The organism is Cellulosimicrobium sp. KWT-B (assembly GCF_002127155.1).
Classification (GTDB): Bacteria; Actinomycetota; Actinomycetes; order Actinomycetales; family Cellulomonadaceae; genus Cellulosimicrobium; species Cellulosimicrobium funkei.
This window is the reverse complement of the sequence record NZ_NEDO01000001.1, coordinates 459,591-480,747: the sequence shown is the minus strand read 5'-3', so window position 1 is coordinate 480,747 and position 21,157 is coordinate 459,591. Positions and strand designations below refer to the sequence as shown.

At 74.3% G+C, this 21,157-nt stretch carries 11 protein-coding genes; 7 read left to right on the top strand and 4 right to left on the bottom strand.

Annotation, left to right across the window (positions count from 1 at the left end; all coding sequences use genetic code 11):
* The first annotated feature begins 1 nt into the window (after nucleotide 1).
* Together B9L22_RS02035 and B9L22_RS02030 are read left to right on the top strand one after the other, a co-directional pair.
* Entirely contained in the window at nucleotides 2–892 is an 891-nt protein-coding gene (locus B9L22_RS02035) for a carbohydrate ABC transporter permease (protein WP_086149031.1), read from the top strand.
* A gap of 110 nt (nucleotides 893–1,002) precedes the next feature.
* Nucleotides 1,003–2,976 (top strand): glycoside hydrolase family 127 protein, encoded by a 1,974-nt coding sequence (locus B9L22_RS02030; RefSeq protein ID WP_086149617.1) that lies wholly within the window; start codon nucleotides 1,003–1,005, stop codon nucleotides 2,974–2,976.
* Between the two features lie 7 nt (nucleotides 2,977–2,983).
* Here the strand turns inward: B9L22_RS02030 and B9L22_RS02025 are convergent, their stop codons facing one another.
* On the bottom strand, nucleotides 2,984–3,880 hold the full coding sequence (locus B9L22_RS02025) for an A/G-specific adenine glycosylase (protein ID WP_086149616.1): 897 nt from the start codon (nucleotides 3,878–3,880) through the stop codon (nucleotides 2,984–2,986).
* 228 nt (nucleotides 3,881–4,108) lie between these two features.
* Between B9L22_RS02025 and B9L22_RS20135 the strand changes: the two genes are divergently transcribed.
* Nucleotides 4,109–4,948: a hypothetical protein gene (locus tag B9L22_RS20135; protein ID WP_086149030.1), complete on the top strand. Its 840-nt coding sequence runs from the start codon at nucleotides 4,109–4,111 to the stop codon at nucleotides 4,946–4,948.
* A gap of 640 nt (nucleotides 4,949–5,588) precedes the next feature.
* Nucleotides 5,589–10,241, top strand: a complete 4,653-nt coding sequence (locus B9L22_RS02015) for a discoidin domain-containing protein (protein WP_233139599.1) — start codon at nucleotides 5,589–5,591, stop codon at nucleotides 10,239–10,241.
* Nucleotides 10,242–10,792: 551 nt separating this feature from the next.
* Here the strand turns inward: B9L22_RS02015 and B9L22_RS02010 are convergent.
* On the bottom strand, nucleotides 10,793–11,515 hold the full coding sequence (locus tag B9L22_RS02010; protein WP_086149029.1) for a class I SAM-dependent methyltransferase: 723 nt from the start codon (nucleotides 11,513–11,515) through the stop codon (nucleotides 10,793–10,795).
* 37 nt (nucleotides 11,516–11,552) lie between these two features.
* Nucleotides 11,553–12,638 (bottom strand): DNA integrity scanning diadenylate cyclase DisA, encoded by a 1,086-nt coding sequence (gene disA / locus B9L22_RS02005; protein ID WP_034654928.1) that lies wholly within the window; start codon nucleotides 12,636–12,638, stop codon nucleotides 11,553–11,555.
* Between the two features lie 192 nt (nucleotides 12,639–12,830).
* On the opposite strand from disA, the gene B9L22_RS02000 reads away from it, so the two are divergent.
* The gene (locus B9L22_RS02000; protein WP_198947178.1) at nucleotides 12,831–15,293 is read left to right on the top strand and encodes a VWA domain-containing protein; all 2,463 of its coding nucleotides are present in this window, start codon (nucleotides 12,831–12,833) and stop codon (nucleotides 15,291–15,293) included.
* Between the two features lie 72 nt (nucleotides 15,294–15,365).
* Here the strand turns inward: B9L22_RS02000 and B9L22_RS01995 are convergent, their stop codons facing one another.
* Entirely contained in the window at nucleotides 15,366–16,829 is a 1,464-nt protein-coding gene (locus tag B9L22_RS01995; RefSeq protein WP_086149028.1) for a DNA repair protein RadA, read from the bottom strand.
* Between the two features lie 84 nt (nucleotides 16,830–16,913).
* On the opposite strand from B9L22_RS01995, the gene B9L22_RS01990 reads away from it, so the two are divergent.
* Nucleotides 16,914–17,450 carry a potassium channel family protein gene (locus B9L22_RS01990; protein ID WP_086149027.1) on the top strand — a complete coding sequence of 179 codons (537 nt, stop codon included), beginning with the start codon at nucleotides 16,914–16,916 and terminating at the stop codon, nucleotides 17,448–17,450.
* Between the two features lie 511 nt (nucleotides 17,451–17,961).
* Nucleotides 17,962–21,138 carry a family 43 glycosylhydrolase gene (locus B9L22_RS01985; RefSeq protein WP_086149026.1) on the top strand — a complete coding sequence of 1,059 codons (3,177 nt, stop codon included), beginning with the start codon at nucleotides 17,962–17,964 and terminating at the stop codon, nucleotides 21,136–21,138.
* Nucleotides 21,139–21,157: the final 19 nt, after the last annotated feature.

Below are 21,157 nucleotides of genomic sequence, written 5' to 3'. Positions count from 1 at the left end.
CATGGCCGTCACGGCAACCGCCCCCGCCCGCCCCGCACCCGGGGCACGTCCCGCGCCGGCTCCTCGTGCCCGCATCGCGGGCATCCTCACGCGCACCCCGTACTGGGTGCTCACCGGAGGGCTGGCGATCGTCTTCCTCTTCCCGCTGGTGTGGGCCGGCGTGGCGTCGTTCTCGCCGCAGCCCGGCAGCAACCAGGTCGACGGCTGGGGCTTCGGCAACTACGTGACGCTCGCGGGCTACCAGGCCGGCATCGGCCAGTACCTGTGGAACTCCGTCGTCGTCTCCGGGCTCACGGTGCTCTTCACGCTGACCGTCTCGCTGCTCGGCGGGTTCGCGTTCGCACGGTTCCGGTTCCCCGGGCGCGACGTGCTGTTCCTCGTGACGCTCGCGATCCTCATGGTGCCGTACGCGACGCTCCTCATCCCGCTCTACGTGCTGCTCAACACGCTGCACCTGCAGAACTCGCTGCTCGGCCTGGCGCTGGTCCTCACGATGTTCCAGCTCCCGTTCGCGACGTTCATGATGCGGATCTCGTTCGAGTCCGTCCCGCGTGAGCTCGACGAGGCGGCGATGGTCGACGGGTGCTCGTCCTTCGGGGCGCTGCGCCGCGTGCTCGTCCCCGCGGTCAAGCCCGGGCTCATCACCGTGGGCCTGTTCGCGTTCCTCGCCGCGTGGAACGACTTCGTGGCGCCGCTCATCCTCATCACCGACTCGACGAAGGCGCCGCTGCCGCTCGCGGTCGCCAACATGCGCCAGCAGGTCATGGGGATCGTCGACTACGGCGCGACCCAGGCGGGCGTCGTCGTGCTCGCGGCGCCGTGCATCGTCCTGTTCCTGCTGCTCCAGCGCCACTACGTGCGCGGCTTCATGTCCGGGGCGCTGAAGGGATGACGACGCACGTCCCCGACCTCGACCCCGCCCTGCGGCCTACCGATCCGACGCCGTCCGGCGTCGTCCCCGACGAACGACGAGGCGACCCCGTCGCCTCGGGAGGTGCTGCCATGACCACGACCCCGACGGTGCCCCGGACGACGGGGACCGGTGCCCGCCCGACCGACGGCGGACGCCCGGTCGTCCCCGCGACCGGGCGGCTGCAGCCGCTCGGGCTGGCGCAGGTGCGCATCACGGGCGGGTTCTGGGGCGAGCGCCAGGAGGTCAACCGGACCGCGACGCTCGCGCACATCGAGCACTGGCTCGAGGCCGAGGGCTGGCTCGGCAACTTCGACGCCGTCGTGCGGGGCGACGTCGCGACGACGCGGCGCGGCCGCGAGTTCAGCGACTCCGAGGTGTACAAGCTGCTCGAGGCGATGGCCTGGGAGCTGGGGCGCCGGCCCGACGACGCCCTCGAGCGCCGCTTCGCCGCGATCGTCGAGCGCGTCGCCGCGGCGCAGGCACCCGACGGGTACCTGTGCACGAGGTTCGGCCACCCGGGGCAGCCCGCCCGGTACACGGACCTCGAGTGGGGCCACGAGCTCTACGTGCAGGGCCACCTCCTGCAGGCGGCCGTCGCGCGCGTGCGCACCGGCCACCCCGACGACCTCCTCGTCGAGGTCGCGCGGCGCTCCGCCGACCACGTGTGCGAGACGTTCGGGCCCGACGGCATCCAGGGCGTGTGCGGGCACGCGGAGGTCGAGGTGGCGCTTGCGGAGCTCGGGCGCGCGCTCGACGAGCCGCGCTACGTGCGCCAGGCGGCGCTCTTCGTCGAGCGCCGTGGGCACGGCACGCTCGCGGACATCGAGTGGGGCCGCTCGTACTACCAGGACGACGTCCCGGTGCGCGAGGCCACGGTGTTCCGGGGCCACGCGGTGCGCGCGAACTACCTCGCCGCAGGGGCCGTCGACGTGGCCGTGGAGACCGGGGACGACGAGCTCGTCGCCGCCGTGGCGCGGCAGTGGGAGCGCACGCAGGCCGCGCGCACCTACGTCACCGGCGGGCAGGGGTCGCACCACCAGGACGAGGCGTTCGGCGACGACTTCGTGCTGCCGCCGGACCGCGCCTACTCGGAGACGTGCGCGTCGATCGGGTCGGTCATGGTCGCGTGGCGCCTCCTGCTCGCGCAGGGCGACGCGCGCTACGCCGACGTCGTGGAGCGCGCCCTGTTCAACGTGGTCGCGACGTCGCCCGCGCACGACGGCCGCGCCTTCTACTACGCGAACACGCTCCACCAGCGCGTCCCGGGCGAGCCGGCCGCGCCGGACCAGGTGAGCAAGCGCGCCGAGTCGTCGCTGCGCGCGCCGTGGTTCGAGGTGTCGTGCTGCCCGCCCAACGTCGCGCGCACGTTCGCGAGCCTCGCCGGGTACCTCGCCACCGTCGACGACGGCGGGGTGCAGCTCCACCAGTACGCACCGAGCGAGGTCCGCGCGACGCTCCCGTCGGGAGAGCCGGTCGCGCTCGACGTCGAGACCGACTACCCGGCCACGGGCCGCGTCCGCGTGCGCGTCGTCGAGGCGCCGGAGCGGTGGGCGCTCACGCTCCGCGTCCCCGCGTGGTCGGGCTCGGGGCTGCTCGTGGTCGACGACGGCCCCGCCCGCCACGTGCCCGCGGGCACCGTCGCGGTGCCGGACCTGCGACCGGGGAGCGTCGTCACGCTCGACCTCGACGTGGCGCCCCGGTTCCTCGTGCCCGACGACCGGATCGACGCCGTGCGCGGGTGCGTGGCCGTGCAGCGGGGCCCCGAGGTGCTGTGCGTGGAGTCGGTGGACCTGCCCGGTGGCCGCGACGTCGCCGACCTGCGCGTCGACGTCGCCGTCGCGCCGCGCGAGGAGGACGGGTACGTCGTCGTCCGCGGGCTGCTCGTCGACCCGGCGCCCGGCCACTGGCCGTACGCGCCCCTGCACGGCGGCGCCCCGGGACGGACCGGGTCCGCGCGCGCCGCGGTCGCCCCGGCGGAGCCCGTCGACGTGCGGCTCGTGCCGTACCACGACTGGGCGGGCCGGGGTCCGTCGACGATGCGCGTGTGGCTCCCGACCGTCTGACGGCGGGTCAGGCGGGGAGCCGGTAGAGCACCCCGCCCGGCCCGTCGACCTGCTCGACGAGCCCGTCCTCGACGAGGCTCGCCACGCACCGGTCGAGCTGCGCGGCGTCGTGCCACACCTCGGCCACGACGCCGCGCGGCACCGGGCCCGGCGCGTCGCGCAGCGCCGCCATGACCCGGCCCCGCGCCTGCCGGTCGGTGCCGGCCCAGGCCTGCGTTCGGCGTCGGGCCGCGTGCTCGTCGCCGGGGCGCCCGGCCAGCCGCCACGCGCACGCGTCGCGGACGGGGCAGACGCCGCACCGGGGCGCGCGCGCCGTGCAGACGAGCGCGCCGAGCTCCATCGACGCGGCCGCCCACAGCACCGCGTCGTCGTCGTCCGGCGGGGCGACCGCGGCGGCGGTCGCGCGCTCCGCGGCCGTGTACGACGGCGCGGGCAGCGCGACGCCCCCGACCGCCCGCGCCAGGACGCGGCGCACGTTCGTGTCGACGACGACCGCGCGGCGCCCGTGCGCGAACGCGGTGACCGCCGCGGCGGTGTACTCGCCGACCCCCGGCAGGGCGCGCAGCGCCTCCTCGCCGCGGGGCACCTCGCCCTCGTGCCGCTCGACGATCGCCCGGGCGCACTCCTGCAGGCGCAGCGCGCGCCGCGGGTAGCCCAGCCGGCCCCACGCGCGCAGCACGTCGGCGGTCGGCGCGGCGGCGAGGTCGGCCGGCTCGGGCCAGCGCTCCATCCAGGCCCGCCAGGCCGGCTCGACGCGCACGACCGGCGTCTGCTGCAGCATCACCTCGCTCACCAGCACGCCCCACGCGGTGCGGTCCGCGGCCCGCCACGGCAGGTCGCGGGCCGTCTCGCCGAACCAGCGCCCGACGGCGTCGCGCAGCCCCGCGTGCGGGTCCCCGGCCATGGCCGAGAGCGCGGTCGAGGGCGCGGTCGAGGGTGCCGTGCGGGCGGGGCCGTCGGCGCGCGCCGGGCGGGGGGCGGGGGCTGGCACGGGTGGTGGGTCCTCGGGAGGGTCGGGGTCGGGCCGCACACATTGTGCCCCGACCTGGGCCGCCGTCGGCGCGGCACCGGTCCCGCGGGGCGCCCCCACGGCTAGCGTGGTCCCGACCAGCACGAGCACGACGGAGGACCCGTGAGCACGCCGCGGACCGACCGCACCCCGAGGCCGAGCACCCGCCCGAGCACCGGGCCGGGCGCGCCCACGCGCGCCGCCCTGGTGCGGCGTCGGCTCGTCGCGCTCCTCCTCCTCGTGGCGCTCGTCGTCGGCCTCGTGCTGCTCGGCCAGGTGGCCGTCCGCGCCGTCGGGCCGCTGCTGAGCGGCGACGCGAGCGCGCAGGAGGGCAAGTCGCCGCCCCCCACGCCCGAGGCCGCGGGCCCGCCCCGCGACTGCACGGCGGCGTCGCTCGAGCTCGCCGTGACGACGAACGCCGCGGAGTACGAGCCCGGTCGCGCCGTGCAGCTCGACGTGACCGTCCGGCAGTCCGGCGGGCGGCCGTGCCTCGTCGACGGGTCGGACGCGGGCCGTCAGGTGCTCGTCTACTCGGGCGACGAGCTCGTGTGGTCGTCGGCCCACTGCGGGTCCACCGAGCGCCTGCTCCTCATGAGCACGGGCGACGAGGACCCGTCGCGGCTCGTGCGGTGGGACCGCCACCGCTCGGTCGAGGGCTGCGCGCCCGACCAGCCCGAGGTCGACCCCGGCACGTACACGGCGGTGGTGAGCATCGCCGGCGTCGACGGCGCGACGAGCGAGCCCGTGACCTTCACCCTGCTCGCACCGCCCGCCCCCACGCCGGACCCGGCCGAGACCACCGCACCGGCCGACGGCACCGCACCCGCTGAGGGCACCACCCCGGCGGACGGGACCGCTCCTCCCGCCGAGGGGACCCCGCCCGCGGACGGGACGGCTCCCGCGGACGGGACGGCGCCCGCGGAGGGCGCCGCGCCGCCGGACGCGACGACCGACGGGGCGTAGGGCCGAGCCCGCTGCGCGGCGACGTCGCGCTCCTCGCACCCTGCGACCCGCTGCCGGCCGGACCTTCCCCGCTCCTCCCTGTGCCCTGTGCTCGCCCGTGCCCCTCTTCCTCGCTGCTCCGTCCTCGCGGTACCCGCGGCGCTCCGCCCGCGAGGGGGCGGGGCGGCCTCCCCCGTGCGGGTCACCTCGGCGAAACGGATGGAAGGGTGTTTTCGGAGGCTGGTCGTGTCGATGGCTCTGCCGGTCGATGAGATGGCGTCGCAGCATCCCATATTGCAGCGGGCAGAACGAATATGCGCCAGCAGGGTCGCAGTGCGCTGACCCGGCGGCGCCGCGAAGTCGAGACCGAAAACCATTGCGGTGGGCGCTCCTGGCTGGTTGACTGGCTCGCGACTGGCGACCTCATCGCGGAGGGAGCGGGGGCCACGAGCCCCGGGTACGGGACTTCCGCGGTGCGGCGCGAGCCGGCACGACGATCGGGTTCACGCGTCCCGCAGCGGGGCGGGCGGACGAAGCAGTCCACCCGCGCGACGCGTGGTGCCGTCGTCGTCCCGGACCTGTTCCGGTTCCCGATGGAGAGGACTTGGTGATGTCGGGGAGAGCGTGGAGAAGGGTCGTCGCCTCGGCGATGACAGGTGCGATGGCCGCCACCGGCGTCGCACTGGCACCGGCGGCACAGGCCGACGTGGTGCCGGGGAACGAGAGCGACATCGGTGTCTACACCGACGGCACGACGGACTCGATGGACATCGGCGACCCGGTCTACAGGAACCTGGACCAGGTCGCCGCCGCCCTCGAGCCGGGCGTCCCGTGGACCGCGGGCTCGATGCACGGGTCGATCTTCGAGAAGGACCTGGCCGCGGGCGGCACGGACTACTACCTCGACCGCGTGCTCGGGGTGAGCGGGACGGCGAGCAACAGCGTGCTCCAGACGCGCGGCCGGTCGCTCTACCTGCGGGGCAACAGCAACTGGGCGGTCATGGGGTTCGCGGGCTCCGCGTTCGCGGGCGGGCCGAACAACCTCGGCAACCTCTACACCGTGACCGTGCCCGGGCAGACGATCACCGAGGTCGGGGCGCAGCGCTTCAACGCGCCGAGCCACGCGAAGGCGCGCTACACCGTCGGGACGACGGGCGTCGTCGCGGACCTCAAGAAGCTCATCACGTACGACAACGTGGCGCTGTCCGCGCTGACCTTCACCAACCCCGGCGCGAGCGACGTGACCTTCACGGTGCGCGCGTCCTCGCCGCTCGCGACGGCCGCAGCCGACGCGGCCGACGAGCTCACGGGGACCCGCACGCTGACGAGCGGGTCGAACAACGGGCTCGTGGACACGCCGTGGTCCACCGTGACCGTGGGGCTCAAGGCCCCGGGGTTCGAGCGCACGGGGACCAACCTCGACCGCGAGGTCACGGTGCCGGCGGGCGGCTCGGTCGACCTCTCCGTGCTCGGCGTGCTGTCCAGCGACACGCTCCCCGAGTCGGTGGAGAGCTTCCACGAGTACGCCGCGCTGACCCCCGCGGAGGCGTTCCGCACCGGCGTCACGGAGTTCAACCGGCAGTGGGCGCAGGACATCCCGTACATCGACGTCCCGGACGAGGCGATCGAGAAGGCGATCGTCTACCGCTGGTGGGGCGAGCGGTACAACAGCCTGGACGCGAACGAGCCCGGCTACGTGTACCAGTACCCGACGACGATCGAGGGCGTGAACCTCTACCAGAACTCGGTGGCGCTCACGCAGCCCATGCACCTGCAGGACACCAAGTGGATCCGCAACCCGTACCTCGGGTACGGGCAGATCCTCAACATCGGTGAGCTCTCCGGGGCGTCGGCGTTCCTCGACAGCCCGGGGCACACGAGCTGGAACAACCACTACTCGCAGTACCTCGGCACCGCGGGCCTCGAGGCGTACAACGTGCACGGCGGCGGTCCGGCGGTCGCCGAGCGCTTCGCGACGTACTTCGAGGGCGACGGCACCGGGCAGCTCGAGCACTACGACGGCAACGACGACAAGCTCATCGCGTACGACACCAACTACATGCCGGGCAACGACTCCGACGCGATCAGCTTCGGGTACCCCAAGGTCGACGCGGGGGCGCCGGGCGCGCGGACGATCGAGCGCCCGGAGTCCGCGTACGTGTGGGGCGCGTTCGACGCCGCCCGCCAGCTCTACGCGATGGCGGGGGCGGACCCGGAGAAGGTCGCAGAGATGGGGCAGACCGCCGACGAGATCCGGGACGCGATCCTCGGGCGGCTGTGGAGCGAGGAGACGCGCATGTTCCTCGCGGGGACGTCGCACGGCGCGACGTCGGGCGGGAACCAGAACCCGCTGAGCCAGGCCGAGCGCGACCTCATCCCGGCGAAGGAGTCGAACCTCTACGACATCTACGCCGAGAACCTCATCCCGGTCGAGGACGCCGACACGTACGTCGACGGGTTCCGCTTCCTGCGGTACGGGGACAACTTCCCGATCTTCCCGTTCTACACGGCCAACCAGTACGACCGGGCCAAGTACGGCATCGGGGGGTCGAACAACTTCTCGAACATCAACTTCACGGTCCAGTACCGGGGCGTGCGGTCCGCGCTGCGGCACTACGACCCCGACCACACCTACGTCACGCCCGAGTACGCGGCGAAGCTCCTCGACTGGATGGCGTGGAGCATCTACCCGAACGGCGACACCCTCGTCCCCAACCAGGCCGAGTACTACTCGAACTGGAACGCGAGCACGCAGACGTTCAACCGCAACAACCCGAACCACGTGATGCTCGGCAACATGAACTACATCTACGTCGAGGACATGGGCGGCATCCAGCCGCGGTCCGACGACAAGATCGAGCTCTGGCCGATCGACCTCGGGTACGACCACTTCATGGTCAACAACCTGCGGTACCACGGCAAGGACGTGACGATCGTCTGGGACGAGGACGGCTCGCACTACGGCCTCGGCGAGGGCTACAGCCTCTTCGTCGACGGTGAGCGCAAGGCCGCGGCCGACGGCCTCGGCCGGTTCGTCTACGACCCGGCGGCGAACGAGGTCGTGGAGTCGGACGAGGGTCTCGCGGTCCAGGTCGTCGCCGACGAGGGCGCCGACGTGCCCACGGCCGTGGACACCCCGATCGAGGACGAGCGCGTCGTGTCGTACCTGAGGACGGCCGGCATCGACCTCACGGAGGACGCCGACAACCTCGCGCGCGGCGCGGAGCTGTCGTCGTCGGCCACCCAGCAGGGTGCGCGCCCGACGCCGTGGCGCCAGTTCCACACGCCGGGCTGGAGCACGGGCTCGATGAACTACACGCCGGGCGCGATCAAGGAGACCGAGCGGCCCGTGTCGCTCGACGCGGTCACGGACGGCAGCACCGCCAACGAGCCCTTCTGGGGCAACTACGGCACGGAGGGCGACACGGGCTACGTGGAGCTCGACCTGGGCGAGCCGACGACGTTCGACAACGTCAAGGTCTGGTTCGTCAGCGACCGGCAGGCGGGCGGGTACCGCGAGCCGCTGCGGTACTCGGTCCAGGTGCCCGACGGGTCCGGCGGCTGGACGACCGTGCCGGACGCGTTCAAGGCGCCCAAGGTCCCCGGGCCCAAGTTCAACGAGGCGCTGTTCGAGGCCGTGACGGCGGACAAGGTCCGGGTCGCGTTCACGAACACGCCGTCGTCCTGGACGGCGATCTCGGAGATCCAGGTCTTCGACTCGGGCCGCGAGGTGCCCGAGGTCGTCAACGACGCCCCGGCGGTCGGGGTGAACGTCGACCGGTCGAAGGACGGGAACCTGTCCACCACGCTCGTCGGCACGGTGACCGACGACGGCATCCCGGAGGACGGGACGCTCACCTACGGGTGGTCGACGGTCTCCGCGCCCGACGGGGCCAGCGTCATCTTCGGTGCCGCCGACGCCCTCACCACGACGGTGACGGGCACGGCCCCGGGGGTGTACACCTTCCGGCTCACGGCGTCCGACGGCGAGCTCACGACCGAGCGCGACGTCGAGGTCGAGCTCACCGAGAAGGCGACGTCCGCCGAGTTCGGGACGCTCGCGACCGTCACGACGAGCGGGTCCGCCTCCTGGGAGAACCCGCTCCGGGTCAACGAGCCCTCGACGCCCGCGAGCTCGAACCCCGGTGCGGGCAACGGCTGGGGCACGTGGGGACAGCCTGCGAACGGCACGAGCGCGCAGAACGCCGCGTGGATCCGGTACGCGTGGGAGTCGCCGGTGCTCGTCGCGTCGACCGACATCTACTGGTACGACGACAACGGCGGGACGCGCATGCCGCGTGCGGACACGTACACGGTCGAGCACTCGCAGAACGGCACCGACTGGACGCCCGTCACCCTGACGGAGGGCTCCACGTACGCGGGCGCGCTCCAGCGCAACGCGTACAACCACCTGGAGTTCGAGCCCGTCGAGGCCAGCTACCTGCGGGTCCGGATCACGGGCGTGCAGACCGGCGGCGCCGGCACCGGCATCCTGCGGTGGCGCGTCAACGGCGACACCGTCGACTCCGTGGCGAGCCCTGTGATCCTGCGGACCGTCACGGGCGAGGTGCCGGAGCTCCCCTCGACGCTCGACGTCGTGTACTCGAGCGGGCGCCGCGGTGCCGTCGAGTTCACGTGGCAGCCGATCACGCCCGCCATGGTCGCCGAGACCAACGTCGAGCCGTTCACCATCTACGGCACCAACACGACCTACGGCCTCATCGCCGAGGCCCAGGTGTACGTGCGGCCGGAGAGCTCGCAGGGCGGCATCTCCATCCAGGGCGCCGAGCAGTTCGAGCAGAGCGTCGACGTCGGCGAGCAGCCGTGGCTGCCCACCAAGGTCCTCGTCTCCTACAACGACGGCTCGCGCGACAACCAGGCCGTCGGGGTCGAGTGGGACTTCGACGAGAGCGTCGTCGAGACGCCGGGCGTGTACGTCGTCCGGGGCGACCTCGTCCTCCCGGACTACGTCAGCACGGCCGGCACCACGACGACGACGCTCACGCTCACCGTGGGCGACGGCGCTCCCGCGGGCCCGGCCGTCACGGTGACGACCGAGACCCGCTGCCTCGCCGGCAAGGTCTACGTCGCGGTCCGCGCGCAGAACGACGACGACGCGCCCCTCACGGTGCGCCTCGACACGCCGTTCGGCACCAAGACCGTCAACGGTGTCGAGCCGGGGAAGAACGCCTACCAGTCGTTCGCCACCCGTGCGTCCTCCGTCGAGGCCGGTGAGGTCACGGTCGTGGCCACCGACGCCGAGGGGAGGTCGACGACTGTCACCGAGCAGTACGACGCGCGCTCCTGCGGCTGACCCGCAGCGCGTCGCACCACCGTCTCGCCCCGGTCCGTCCCCACGGACCGGGGCGAGACCCGTCTGCGAGGGAGAACCGTGGTCCGCCGAGGTAGAGCCCTGGTCCGCCGAGGTAGAGCCGTGGTCGTGCGAGGTAGAGCCGCGGTCACGCTGCCCGACGGCGTGTGGTTGCGTGGGGTGGGCGGGGTGGGTGGTGGTGCCGCGTCTACCATCCGCCGCTCGTTCCTCGCGGCTCCCGCCAGGCCCGCCACGACGCGGCACCACCACCCACCCCGCCCGGCGTCGTCTCGCCCTGGTCTTGGCTCGCCCGGGCGACCGCCCGGGATCGCGGATCCGCATGTGCAACGCCCTGGACGTCCAGCGAGAACGAGAGCACCACGGTCTTCGACTGTGGGATCGCGGCCATCCGTCGTCGATGGACGTTCTCCTTCAGCGGACCAGGGTTCTACCTCGGCGGGCCAGGGCTCTACCTCGCACGACCAGGGTTCTCCCTCGGCCAACCACGGCTCCACCTCGCGCTACCAGGGCTCCCTCGGCGGGTCGGGCGCGCGTCAGCGACGGGCCAGGGCCCAGCGGAAGGTGTTGCGCAGCAGGTAGGACCCGTCGGGACGACGGAACGGTCGCGCGGCGCGGAGCACGTCGGGGCGGAGCTCGGCGCGCAGCTCGTCCGACTCGCCGAACATGATCGCGGCGACGACGTCGTCCGCGTCGGCGAGCACCATCGGCGCGTCCGCGACGCCCTCCGTCACGGGCGTGAAGCCGTGCTCCGCGAGGAGCGCGCCGAGGTGCCCCTCCTCGCGGCTCTCGTCGCTCGGCTCGTGGTCCTCGCCCGCGACCGCGCGCTCGAGCACGGTGAGGTCGTTGAGCTCGTCCTCGGCCCACGTCGCGACGGCGACCAGCCCACCCACGCGGCGGCACTCGACGAGCGTCCTCGCGACGTCGGTGAAGGCGAGCGCGTTGACGAGCGTCACGAGGTCGAAGGAGTCGTCCGGCCAGGGGAGTCGCTCCGCCTGCGCGACGCGCAGGTCCGCGCCCGGGCTGCGGCGCCGGGCGACGTCGACCATCCCGGCGGCGGCGTCGCACCCGGCCGCCTCGGCCCCGCGGGCCACGGCCAGGGCGACGAGCTCGCCCGTGCCGCACCCGACGTCGAGCACACGGGACCCCGGCCCGACGCCCGCGGCGTCGAGGATCGCCCGCTGCGCGGGCTCGGCGGCGGGCGCCCACCAGCGCGCCCAGGCGTCGGCCAGTGCCGACCACTCGTCGACGTGGTCCACGGTCCCCTCCGTGTGCGTCGTGCGGACGGTCGGAGCGTCAGACGTAGCGCTCGAGGATGCTCGACTCCGCGAGCCGGGACAGGCCCTCGCGCACCGCGCGGGCCCGCTGCTCGCCGACGCCGTCGACGGTCATGAGGTCGTCGATGCTCGCGGCGAGGAGCTTCTGCAGGCCGCCGAAGTGCGCCACGAGCCGGTCGATGATCGTCGCGGGCAGGCGCGGCACCTTCGACAGGAGGCGGTACCCGTGCGGCGCGACGGCCGCGTCGAGCGCGTCGCCGCCGCCCGGCAGGTCGAGCACGCGGCCGATCTGGCCGAGGTCGAGGAGCTGCGTGGAGTCGAGGCCCCCGAGGGCCTTCTGCACCTCCGCGAGCGAGCGGTCCTTGCGGCCCAGGTCGACGTAGTCCCGGATGACGAACTCGCGGTCCGAGCCGATGCCGCCGATGAGCTCGTCGAGCTGGAGCGCGAGGAGGCGGCCGTCGGTGCCGAGCTCGATGACGTAGCCGGCGATCTCCTCGGAGATGCGCGCGACCATCTCGAGGCGCTGCACGACGGCGCAGACGTCGCGCACCGTGACCAGGTCCTCGATCTCGAGCGCGGACAGCGTGCCGGACACCTCGTCGAGGCGCGCGCGGTAGCGCTCGAGGGTCGCGAGCGCCTGGTTCGCGCGCGACAGGATCGTGTCGGAGTCCTCCAGGACGTGGCGCTGCCCGCCGACGTACAGCGCGACGATCCGCATCGACTGGCTCACCGAGATGACGGGGAAGCCGCTCTGCTTGGCCACGCGCTCGGCGGTGCGGTGCCGCGTGCCGGACTCGGTGGTCTCGATCGTCGGGTCCGGCAGGAGCTGGACGGCGGCGCGCAGGATGCGGTTGGCGTCGCGGTCGAGCACGACGGCGCCGTCCATCTTCGACAGCTCGCGCAGCCGCGTCGCGGAGAACCCGACGTCGAGCTGGAAGCCTCCCGAGCACATCTCCTCGACGACCTTGTCCAGGCCCAGCACGATGAGCGCGCCGGTCCGGCCGCGCAGGATGCGCTCGAGACCGTCACGGAGCTCGGTGCCCGGTGCCACGGCGGCGAGGGTCTCCCGGAGCAGCTCGTCGGGGTGCGCGGGGGAGTTGGCCACGGGGGAATCCTACGCTGCGAGCCCCTCCGCACCTCCGGAAAACCCCGGCGCCGCGCCACAAAGCGGTCACGATCCGGTCTCGGCGTCGTGGGCGTGCCGGGTCCGGGCGCCGCGCGCACCGGTGGCCGCCTCCGGACCGCTCCGTCAGAGTGGGTGGTCGAGACAGGTCACCGGAGCGGCTGGGGAGGGCACGTGCACCGTCGTCGGTCGTTCGCACAGGTCGGGAGGTCCGTCGCGGCGGGCGCCGCGACGCTCGTCCTCGTGGGCCTCGCGGCTCTCGCCACGGGCACCTCGGCCGTGGCCGAGGTACCCGAGCCCGGGGAGGGCGAGGCCGTCGTGACCGTCCGCGTCGGCGGGGACCGGGTCGGGACCCGGGAGGTCGCCCCGCTGCCCGGCGTCGTGCTCGGGCTGTACACCGAGGGCGCGACGCCCGAGCCGGTCGACCAGCCCTGGGCGCTGTGCACCTCCGACGCCGACGGGGACTGCTCGTTCGTGGTCCCGGCCACGGGCCCGGGGGGTGCGAACGCCGGGGCGCGGTTCCTCGTCCGCCAGCTGTCGGCGCCCGCCGGGTGGTACACCAACCCGACCCTGCGGACGGGAGCGGGGAGCGGGTCGGGCTCCGTCGCCCGGCCGTACGAGTTCCTCACGCCGCCGCTCGAGGCGGGCCAGACGTACAGCTCCCTGGCGGCCGAGCCGCCCTTCATGTTCGGCAGCGCAGGCAGCGGCCGCCCCGAGACGGACTCGGAGGGGGTGTGGCAGCAGTCGCGCACGAACCCGGCGTTCTCCGCGCAGTGCGGGGTCGACGTCGCGCTCGTGCTCGACCTGTCGGCGTCCCTGGGCAGCCAGGTGACGAACCTCAAGGCCGCGACCGACTCGATCGCGGACGCGCTCGTCGGGACGCCGTCGCGCATGGCGGTCTTCTCGTTCGACGGGACGTCGCCCGCGACGAACGGCGGGAACGCCCCGACGCTCGTCCCCGTCTCGACGCAGGGCGGCGCGGACGCGTTCAAGGCCCAGTACGCGGACTGGGCGACGGGGTCCGGGACCAACTGGGACCAGGCGCTGTGGGCCGTCGCGCAGGCCGCGCCGGACTACCAGGTGGTCGTCCTGCTCACCGACGGCAACCCGACGCGGTTCAGCGCCGACCCGCTGCTCGGCAGCGGCGGCACCACGCACTTCCGTGACGTCGAGAACGGGATCTACTCCGCCGACGCCGTCAAGGCGCGGGGATCCCGGCTCCTCGCGCTCGGCGTCGGGAGCGGGATCGACGACGTGACGCGCCTCAACCTGCGGGCGCTCTCCGGCGAGACCTTCTACGAGGGCGGCGACCCGGGGTCGGCCGACTACTTCGACCTGGCCGACTTCGAGTCCGCGGGGTCCGCGCTCCGCGACGTGCTCCTCTCGGGCTGCGCGTCGCGGCTGACCGTGACCAAGGAGCTCGTCCCCGCGGAGAACCTCGGTGAGGACGTGACGGGCGCGGTGCCCGCGGGACCGGGGTGGGAGATCTCGGCCGGCACGACGACGACCGGGGTCACGGTCACGCCGCCGACGCAGGCGACGCCCGACGACGGCACCGGCAGCGTGGTGTTCGACGTCGACTACGGCGGCCAGCCCCAGACCGCGACCCTGACCGTCGCGGAGACCCAGCAGGACGGCTACGACCTCGTCACCGCCGCCGGCGCGAACGCCGTGTGCGTCGACAAGCTCGCGCAGGACGCCCCGGTCGCGGTCGAGAGCTCCGGGGCCACCGGCTTCACGGTCGACCTCCCGCCGTCGGGGTTCGTCAGCTGCACGATCCGCAACCGGCCGCAGTCCGCGGTCGTCGTCGACAAGACGTGGGTCGTCCGCGGCGAGGCCTTCGCCGAGGGCGAGCAGCCGGAGGGCCTGGAGGCCGCGCTCACGCTCACCGGGCCCGACGGCACCGGGCCGAGCGCCCAGCCGTGGGGCGCCGAGCGGGGCGGGTACGGGGGCGCGCAGGAGGTCGTCGTGGACGAGACGACGACCCTCCCCGCGGGCTGCGTCCTCACCGGTGCGCGCGTGACGTCCGTCGACGGCGAGGCGGTCGACGAGGCGCTGCCCTTCACGACGACGGCGGGGTCGCCGACGCGCGAGGTGGAGGTGACGAACGAGGTCGTGTGCCCGCCGATGCTCACGCTGGTCAAGGAGGTCGTCAACGACGACGGCGGCACCGCCGCCCCCGCCGACTGGACGCTCACGGCGTCCGGGTCTCCCGAGACCGGCGACCTCGTCGTCACGGGGGCCTCGGGGAGCGACGACGTCACCGCGGTGCCCGTCGAGGAGGGGTCGTACGCGCTGGCCGAGGACGGGCCCGCCGGCTACACCACGCTCGGGTGGGAGTGCGCCGACGGGGAGGGTGCGGCGCTCGCGGTCGAGGACGACGTCGTCGTCGTCGGGCCCGACGACGCCGTGACGTGCACCGTGACCAACGACGACGACCCCGCGCCCACGACGCCGGCGCCCGAGCCCTCCGAGCCGGGAGCCACGGCCGCACCCGCCCCCGGTGGCGGCGGCCCGCTCGCGACCACGGGCGCGAGCGTCGCGCTGCTCACGGTGCTGGCTGGGCTGGCCGTGGCCGCCGGCACGGGGACGGTCCTGCTGGTGCGACGGCGTCGCTCGGCCGGTCTCGGGGGCTGACCACCGCGGCGGGGCGGCCGTCGGGCCCCGAGCGGGCCCTGCTCGGCGGCTGCCCGGCCGCGGCCCGCGCGCTCAGCTCCGCGCGAGCTCGACCGCCTCGCCGAGGTGCCGCGCCGGGTGGATCGTCATGCCCTCGACGGGGCGCGGGAACGACCCCCGCGGCACGACGGCGCGCGTGAAGCCGAGCCGCGCGGCCTCGGCCAGCCTGCGGTCGAGGCCCGCGACGGGGCGGATGTCCCCGGCGAGGCCGACCTCGCCGAACGCGACGGTGCCCTGCGGGAGGGCCTCGTCCTCCCGCGCGGACAGGACGGCGAGCGCGATCGAGAGGTCGGCCGCCGGCTCGGTGACCTTGGCGCCGCCCACGGTCGACGCGTAGACGTCCTGGTCGACGAGCCGCACGCCCGCGTGCCGGTGCATGACGGCGAGGATCATCGCGAGGCGGCTCGAGTCGACGCCGCTCGTGGTGCGGCGCGGGTTCGTCAGCGAGCTCGGCACGACGAGCGACTGGATCTCGAGCGCGAGCGGCCGACGGCCCTCGAGCGTCACGGTGACGCACGTGCCCGGCACGCCCGCGCCGGTGTGCGAGAGGAAGAGGCCGCTCGGGTCGGCGAGCCCCACGATCCCGTTCTCGGTGAGGTCGAAGCAGCCGACCTCGTCCGTGGGCCCGTAACGGTTCTTCACGGCGCGGACGAGGCGCAGGCGCGAGTGCCGGTCGCCCTCGAACTGGCACACGACGTCGACCAGGTGCTCGAGCGTGCGCGGACCGGCGACCGAGCCGTCCTTCGTGACGTGCCCGACGAGGATCACGGGCAGGTCGCGGGCCTTCGCCGCGGCGATGAGCGACGCCGCGACCTCGCGCACCTGGCTCACGCCGCCGGGCGCGCCCTCGACCTGCGCGGACGCGACGGTCTGCACGGAGTCGACGACCAGCAGGTCGGGCTCCGTGGCCTCGATGTGCCCGAGGACGGTCGCGAGGTCCGTCTCGGCCGCGAGCAGCAGGCCGGGCGCGAGGGCGCCGACGCGCTCGGCGCGCAGGCGCACCTGCCCGGCCGACTCCTCGCCCGTGACGTAGAGGACGCGCCGCGGGACGGGCGCGGGGCGCGCGGGCTCCGCAGGCGCGCGGTCTCCGGCGGGCCGGACCGTCGGCAGGTCGGAGCCGCCCGCGGCGACGTTGCTCGCCACGGCGAGCAGGAGCGTCGACTTGCCGACGCCCGGCTCCCCGGCGAGGAGCACGACGGCGCCCGGCACGATCCCGCCGCCGAGCACGCGGTCGAACTCGGACACGCCGGTGGGCGTGGCGCGCGCGGCCTCGACGCTGATCTCGCCGATGGGGCGCGCGGGGGAGCGCGTGGGGGACACGGCCGTGGTGCGGGGGCCCGAGGCGGCCGGGGCGTCCTCCGTCACCGTGCCCCACTCCTGGCACTCGCCGCACCGGCCCACCCACTTCGCGGTGGTCCACCCGCACTCGCTGCAGCGGTAGGCGGGGCGGGCTCGCTTGGCGGCCGCGGAGCGGGCCGCGGTGGTCGACGACGTCACGCGCCCCAACCTAGCCAGCGCCCCTGACACCGGCACGCCGCCGCACGCCGCGACGAGCGGGCGTCGGCGCGGGATGCTGGGCCCATGCGCAAGCGCGGCCTCCCGCACGACAGCCCGTGGTGGACGCCGATCCTCACGGTGACCTCGACGGCCGCGTGCCTCACGGTCTACTACGGCGTGCCGCTGCCCGACGACGACGCGCCCGAGGTGGTCCAGCTCGTCTCCTTCGGCGTCGGGCTGGCGCTGCTGTGCGGGCTCCTCGTGGTCCAGGTGCGGCGCCAGCTCCGCGCGTGGGAGACGCCGAGCGTGCGGGTCCAGTCCGTCATGGGCCTGCTGCTGCCGGTCGTGACGTTCTTCGCCCTCGTCTACTACCTCCTCGCGGACCAGTTCGTGGGGATCGAGAACCGGACCGACGCCCTGTACTTCGCCGTCGTGACGCTCGGGACGGTCGGCTACGGCGACGTCCACCCGACGGGCGAGGCCGCCAAGATGGTCGCGATGGTCCAGATCGTGCTGGACCTCGTCGTCGTCGGCGTCCTGGTGTCCATCGCCACGTCGCGGGCCCGCGCCCGGGCGGAGCACCGCGAGCGCGCGGAGCGCACCGAAAACCGCCCCGACTGACGTTTCCTCCGCAGGGCTCTCCTTGTCCCGGCGACTGGGCGTCCGCGCCGCGGAATCCCGGGCTTTTCCTGGGATCCTCAGAGACTTCCGCGCGGAGGCGTGCGCTCGTCCCTCTACCGACGGGCCGAAAACCATTGCGAAGCGGTTTCTGCCTGTGGCATGGTCGGCACGACGACCGGCTCGACGACGAGAGGTGGACGCCCGTGACGACGCGAGCGCGAGGGCGGCCCGCACGACGCACCGCCACGGTGCGGGCCGCTCTCGGCCCGCCCGGCACCTGACCACCGGACCGCCACGGCGGCGCCCGGCGGTGACGCGTCCGACCCCCGCCCGCGGGGGCGTCACCGCCGTCCCCGCACGCCGGTACTGATCGTCGGACCGTCCGCCCTGCCCGCCGGCACGGGCTCCACGACCGTGCGCCCCGGGGGCCGAGGGAACTCCCGGGGCGCACGACCTCCACGCAGGACCCGCAGGCCGCACCGACGCGGCCCGACCGTCAGGAGACCAGCCCATGACCGACAGGACCAGCACCCGGCCGTCCCGCGGGCGGAGCCCCGCGCGGGGCGTCGTCGCGAGCGTCGTGGGCGGCGCCCTCGCGCTCACCGGGATCGCCGCGAGCACGGCCCCGCCCGCCGCGGCGGCGGAGCCCTCCACGTTCACGAGCACGGAGAACCCGATCCTCGGGGACGGGAGCTACTACTCGGCCGACCCGGCCCCGCTCGTCGTGCCCGCGGGCGCGCCCGGCAACGACACGGGCACCGACCAGCTCTACGTCTACACCGGCCACGACGAGGCCGGTCCGCGGCAGAACGACTTCATCATGAACGAGTGGGGTGCGTTCGTGACGAGCGACGTCGACGCGGGGGAGTGGACGCACCACCCGTCCCTCATGCGCCCGGAGGAGGTCTTCGACTGGGCGACGCCGGGGCGCGCCTACGCGGGCCAGGTCGTGCAGGGCGTGGACGGGCGCTACTACTGGTACGTCCCCGTGCACGAGGCGGACAGCCCGGCGAGCGACGCGTTCGGCATCGGCGTCGCGGTCTCGGAGTCCCCGACGGGCCCCTGGACGGACCACGTGGGCGCTCCGATCATCTCCCAGCGCGTCCCGACGCCGAACACGATCCACAACATCGACCCGACGGTCCTCGTGGACGGCGAGGGCGACGACGCCCGCGTCTACGTCTGGTGGGGCAGCTTCTCGAACCTGCGCATGCTCGAGCTGGGCCGGGACATGAGGACGCCGGTCGGCCAGGTCCGCACGGTCACGGGCCTCACCGGCTTCTTCGAGGCCGCGTGGGCGTTCGAGCGCAACGGCACGTACTACCTGGCGTACGCGGGGAACAACGCCGGGCCTGCGTCGGCCTGCACCCCGGCGAACTACCACGCGTGCATCGCGTACGGCACGGCGTCGTCGCCGGAGGGTCCGTGGACGTACCGCGGCACGGTCCTCGCCCCGGTGTCCTCCACCACGAGCCACCCGGGCATCCTCGAGTTCGACGGCGAGTGGTGGATCGCGTACCACACCGCGGACGCCGAGGGCGGCAACCACTTCCGCCGCTCGGTCGCGATCGACCGGGTCGAGTGGGACGACACGCAGTCGCCGCCGCGGATGAAGCAGGTCGTCACGACGCCGGAGAAGGTCCGGGACACGACCCCGCGCGCGAACGTCGCGCAGGAGGCGACGGTCACGGTCTCCAACGAGCCCGTGCCGACGCAGTACTGGAAGAAGGCGCTCAACGACGAGATCGTGCGGCCGAACCCGCTGCCCCCGGACATGTGGGGCACGTGGACGGGGAACAACCCGGCCCAGCAGTGGGTCCAGTACACGTGGGACCAGCCGGTGCGGGTCGCCGGCTCGCAGATCGAGTTCTGGAACGACCAGCCGCAGGGCACGGGCGTCGGCGTCGCGGCGCCCGCGTCGTGGCGCATCCAGTACTGGGACGCGGCCGACGGCGGCGCGTGGGTCGACGTGCGCGACCCGAGCGGCTACGGCACCGGGACGAGCGGCTTCCAGGAGACGACGTTCGAGCCGGTCACGACGACCCAGGTGCGCGCGGTCCTCGACGCCTCGACGAACGGCAGCACCTACTCGGCGGTGGCCGTCGAGGAGTGGAAGGTCCTGGCGGAGCAGCCCGCCGCCGTCGAGGCGCCCGGCGCGACGGTCGAGGTGGGCGAGACGGACCTGCCCAGGACCGTCCCGGTGACCTACCCCGGCGGCGAGACGCTCCAGGTCCCGGCGTTCTGGGACCCCGTCGGGGCCGACGACGTCGCCGCCCCGGGCTCGTTCACGGTGGACGGGTCGGTGCTCGGGTACGCGGGCGGACGGGTGACGACGGACGTCACGGTGGTCCCGGCGGAGCCGGCACCGGGCGACGAGACGCCCCCGACGCTCACCCTCACGCCGCTCGGCAGCGCAGGCAGCGGCGGCTGGTTCCGCTCGGACGTGCGCGTGCGCGTCGAGGGCACCGACGACTCGGGCGGGCGCGTGGTGCTCACCACGCGTGTCGACGACGGTGCGCCCGTCGTCACGGACCCGGTGCGGACGGCCGAGGTCGCGGTGACCGGGGACGGCGAGCACCGCGTCGTGGCGACGGCCGCGGACCGCGCGGGCAACCTCTCCGACGAGGTGTCGCTCGACGTGCGGATCGACCGGGTGGCGCCGGTCAGCAGCGGCGTGCTCGACGCCGCGGCGCGCACCGTGACGGTCACGGCGACCGACGCGACCTCCGGCGTCTCGCGCGTCGAGTACGCGATCGGCACCGGGGCCTGGCGAACCTACGACGGTCCGGTGGCGGCGCCGGACACGAACCAGCACCGCGTGTCGTTCCGCGCGGTGGACGCCGCGGGCAACGCGGAGACGCCGAAGGTCGTCACGGTCCCGGCGGACGTCTCCGGCCCGCTCACGGGGAACGTCGCGTCGATCGCGACGGCGAGCGCGTCGTACACCGCCGGGTGGAACAGCCTGGGCGCCCTCAACGACGGGGCCGACCCGGCGAACCCGAGCCAGGCCCAGATCTGGGGCACGTGGTCCGGGACGCGCCCGGCCACCCAGTGGGTCCGGTACGACTGGCCCCGGCCCGTCCGCCTCACGGGCGCCGAGCTGAAGTTCTGGCGGGACTCGAACCCGGGCACCGGGGACGGCGTCGTCCGCCCCGACGCGTGGGCGCTGGAGTACTGGGACGAGGCGGCGCAGGCGTGGGCCCCGGTGGCGAACCCCTCCGGGTACGGCACGAGCACGACCGCCTTCAACACGGTCACCTTCGACCCGGTCACCACGTCGCGGCTGCGGGCGACGTTCACCGCGAACGGCAACGGCAGCACGTACTCCGCCGTCGCCGTCACGGAGTGGCGCGTGTTCGCGGACGACCCGGGCACGGGCGGCCCCGGGCCGGACCTCCCCGTCACGGTGACGGCGCAGCCGCGCTGCCTCGCCGGGAAGGCGTACGTCGCGGTCGTCGCGAGCCACGAGCACGACGGCCCCGTCGACCTGGTCGTCGAGACCCCCTACGGCACGCGCGAGTTCCCCGCCGTCGCCCCGGGGCGGAGCGCGTACCAGTCGTTCGCGGTGCGCGCGGCGGACGTCCCGGCGGGCGGCGTCGTCGTCCGGGCATCCGCGACGGTCGACGGCGCGGCGGTCACGTCGGAGACGACGGCGGAGCACGCCGGGCTGGGGTGCGGAGGACGGTGACGACGGGCGGGTGAACCCG

Excerpts from the sequence above, each read along its gene's own strand:
- B9L22_RS02035 (WP_086149031.1), top strand. The coding sequence starts at position 2 with ATGGCCGTCACGGCAACCGCCCCCGCCCGCCCCGCACCCGGGGCACGT.
- B9L22_RS02030 (WP_086149617.1), top strand. The coding sequence starts at position 1,003 with ATGACCACGACCCCGACGGTGCCCCGGACGACGGGGACCGGTGCCCGC.
- B9L22_RS02025 (WP_086149616.1), bottom strand. The coding sequence starts at position 3,880 with ATGGCCGGGGACCCGCACGCGGGGCTGCGCGACGCCGTCGGGCGCTGG.
- B9L22_RS02015 (WP_233139599.1), top strand. The coding sequence starts at position 5,589 with ATGGCCGCCACCGGCGTCGCACTGGCACCGGCGGCACAGGCCGACGTG.
- B9L22_RS01990 (WP_086149027.1), top strand. The coding sequence starts at position 16,914 with ATGCGCAAGCGCGGCCTCCCGCACGACAGCCCGTGGTGGACGCCGATC.
- B9L22_RS01985 (WP_086149026.1), top strand. The coding sequence starts at position 17,962 with ATGACCGACAGGACCAGCACCCGGCCGTCCCGCGGGCGGAGCCCCGCG.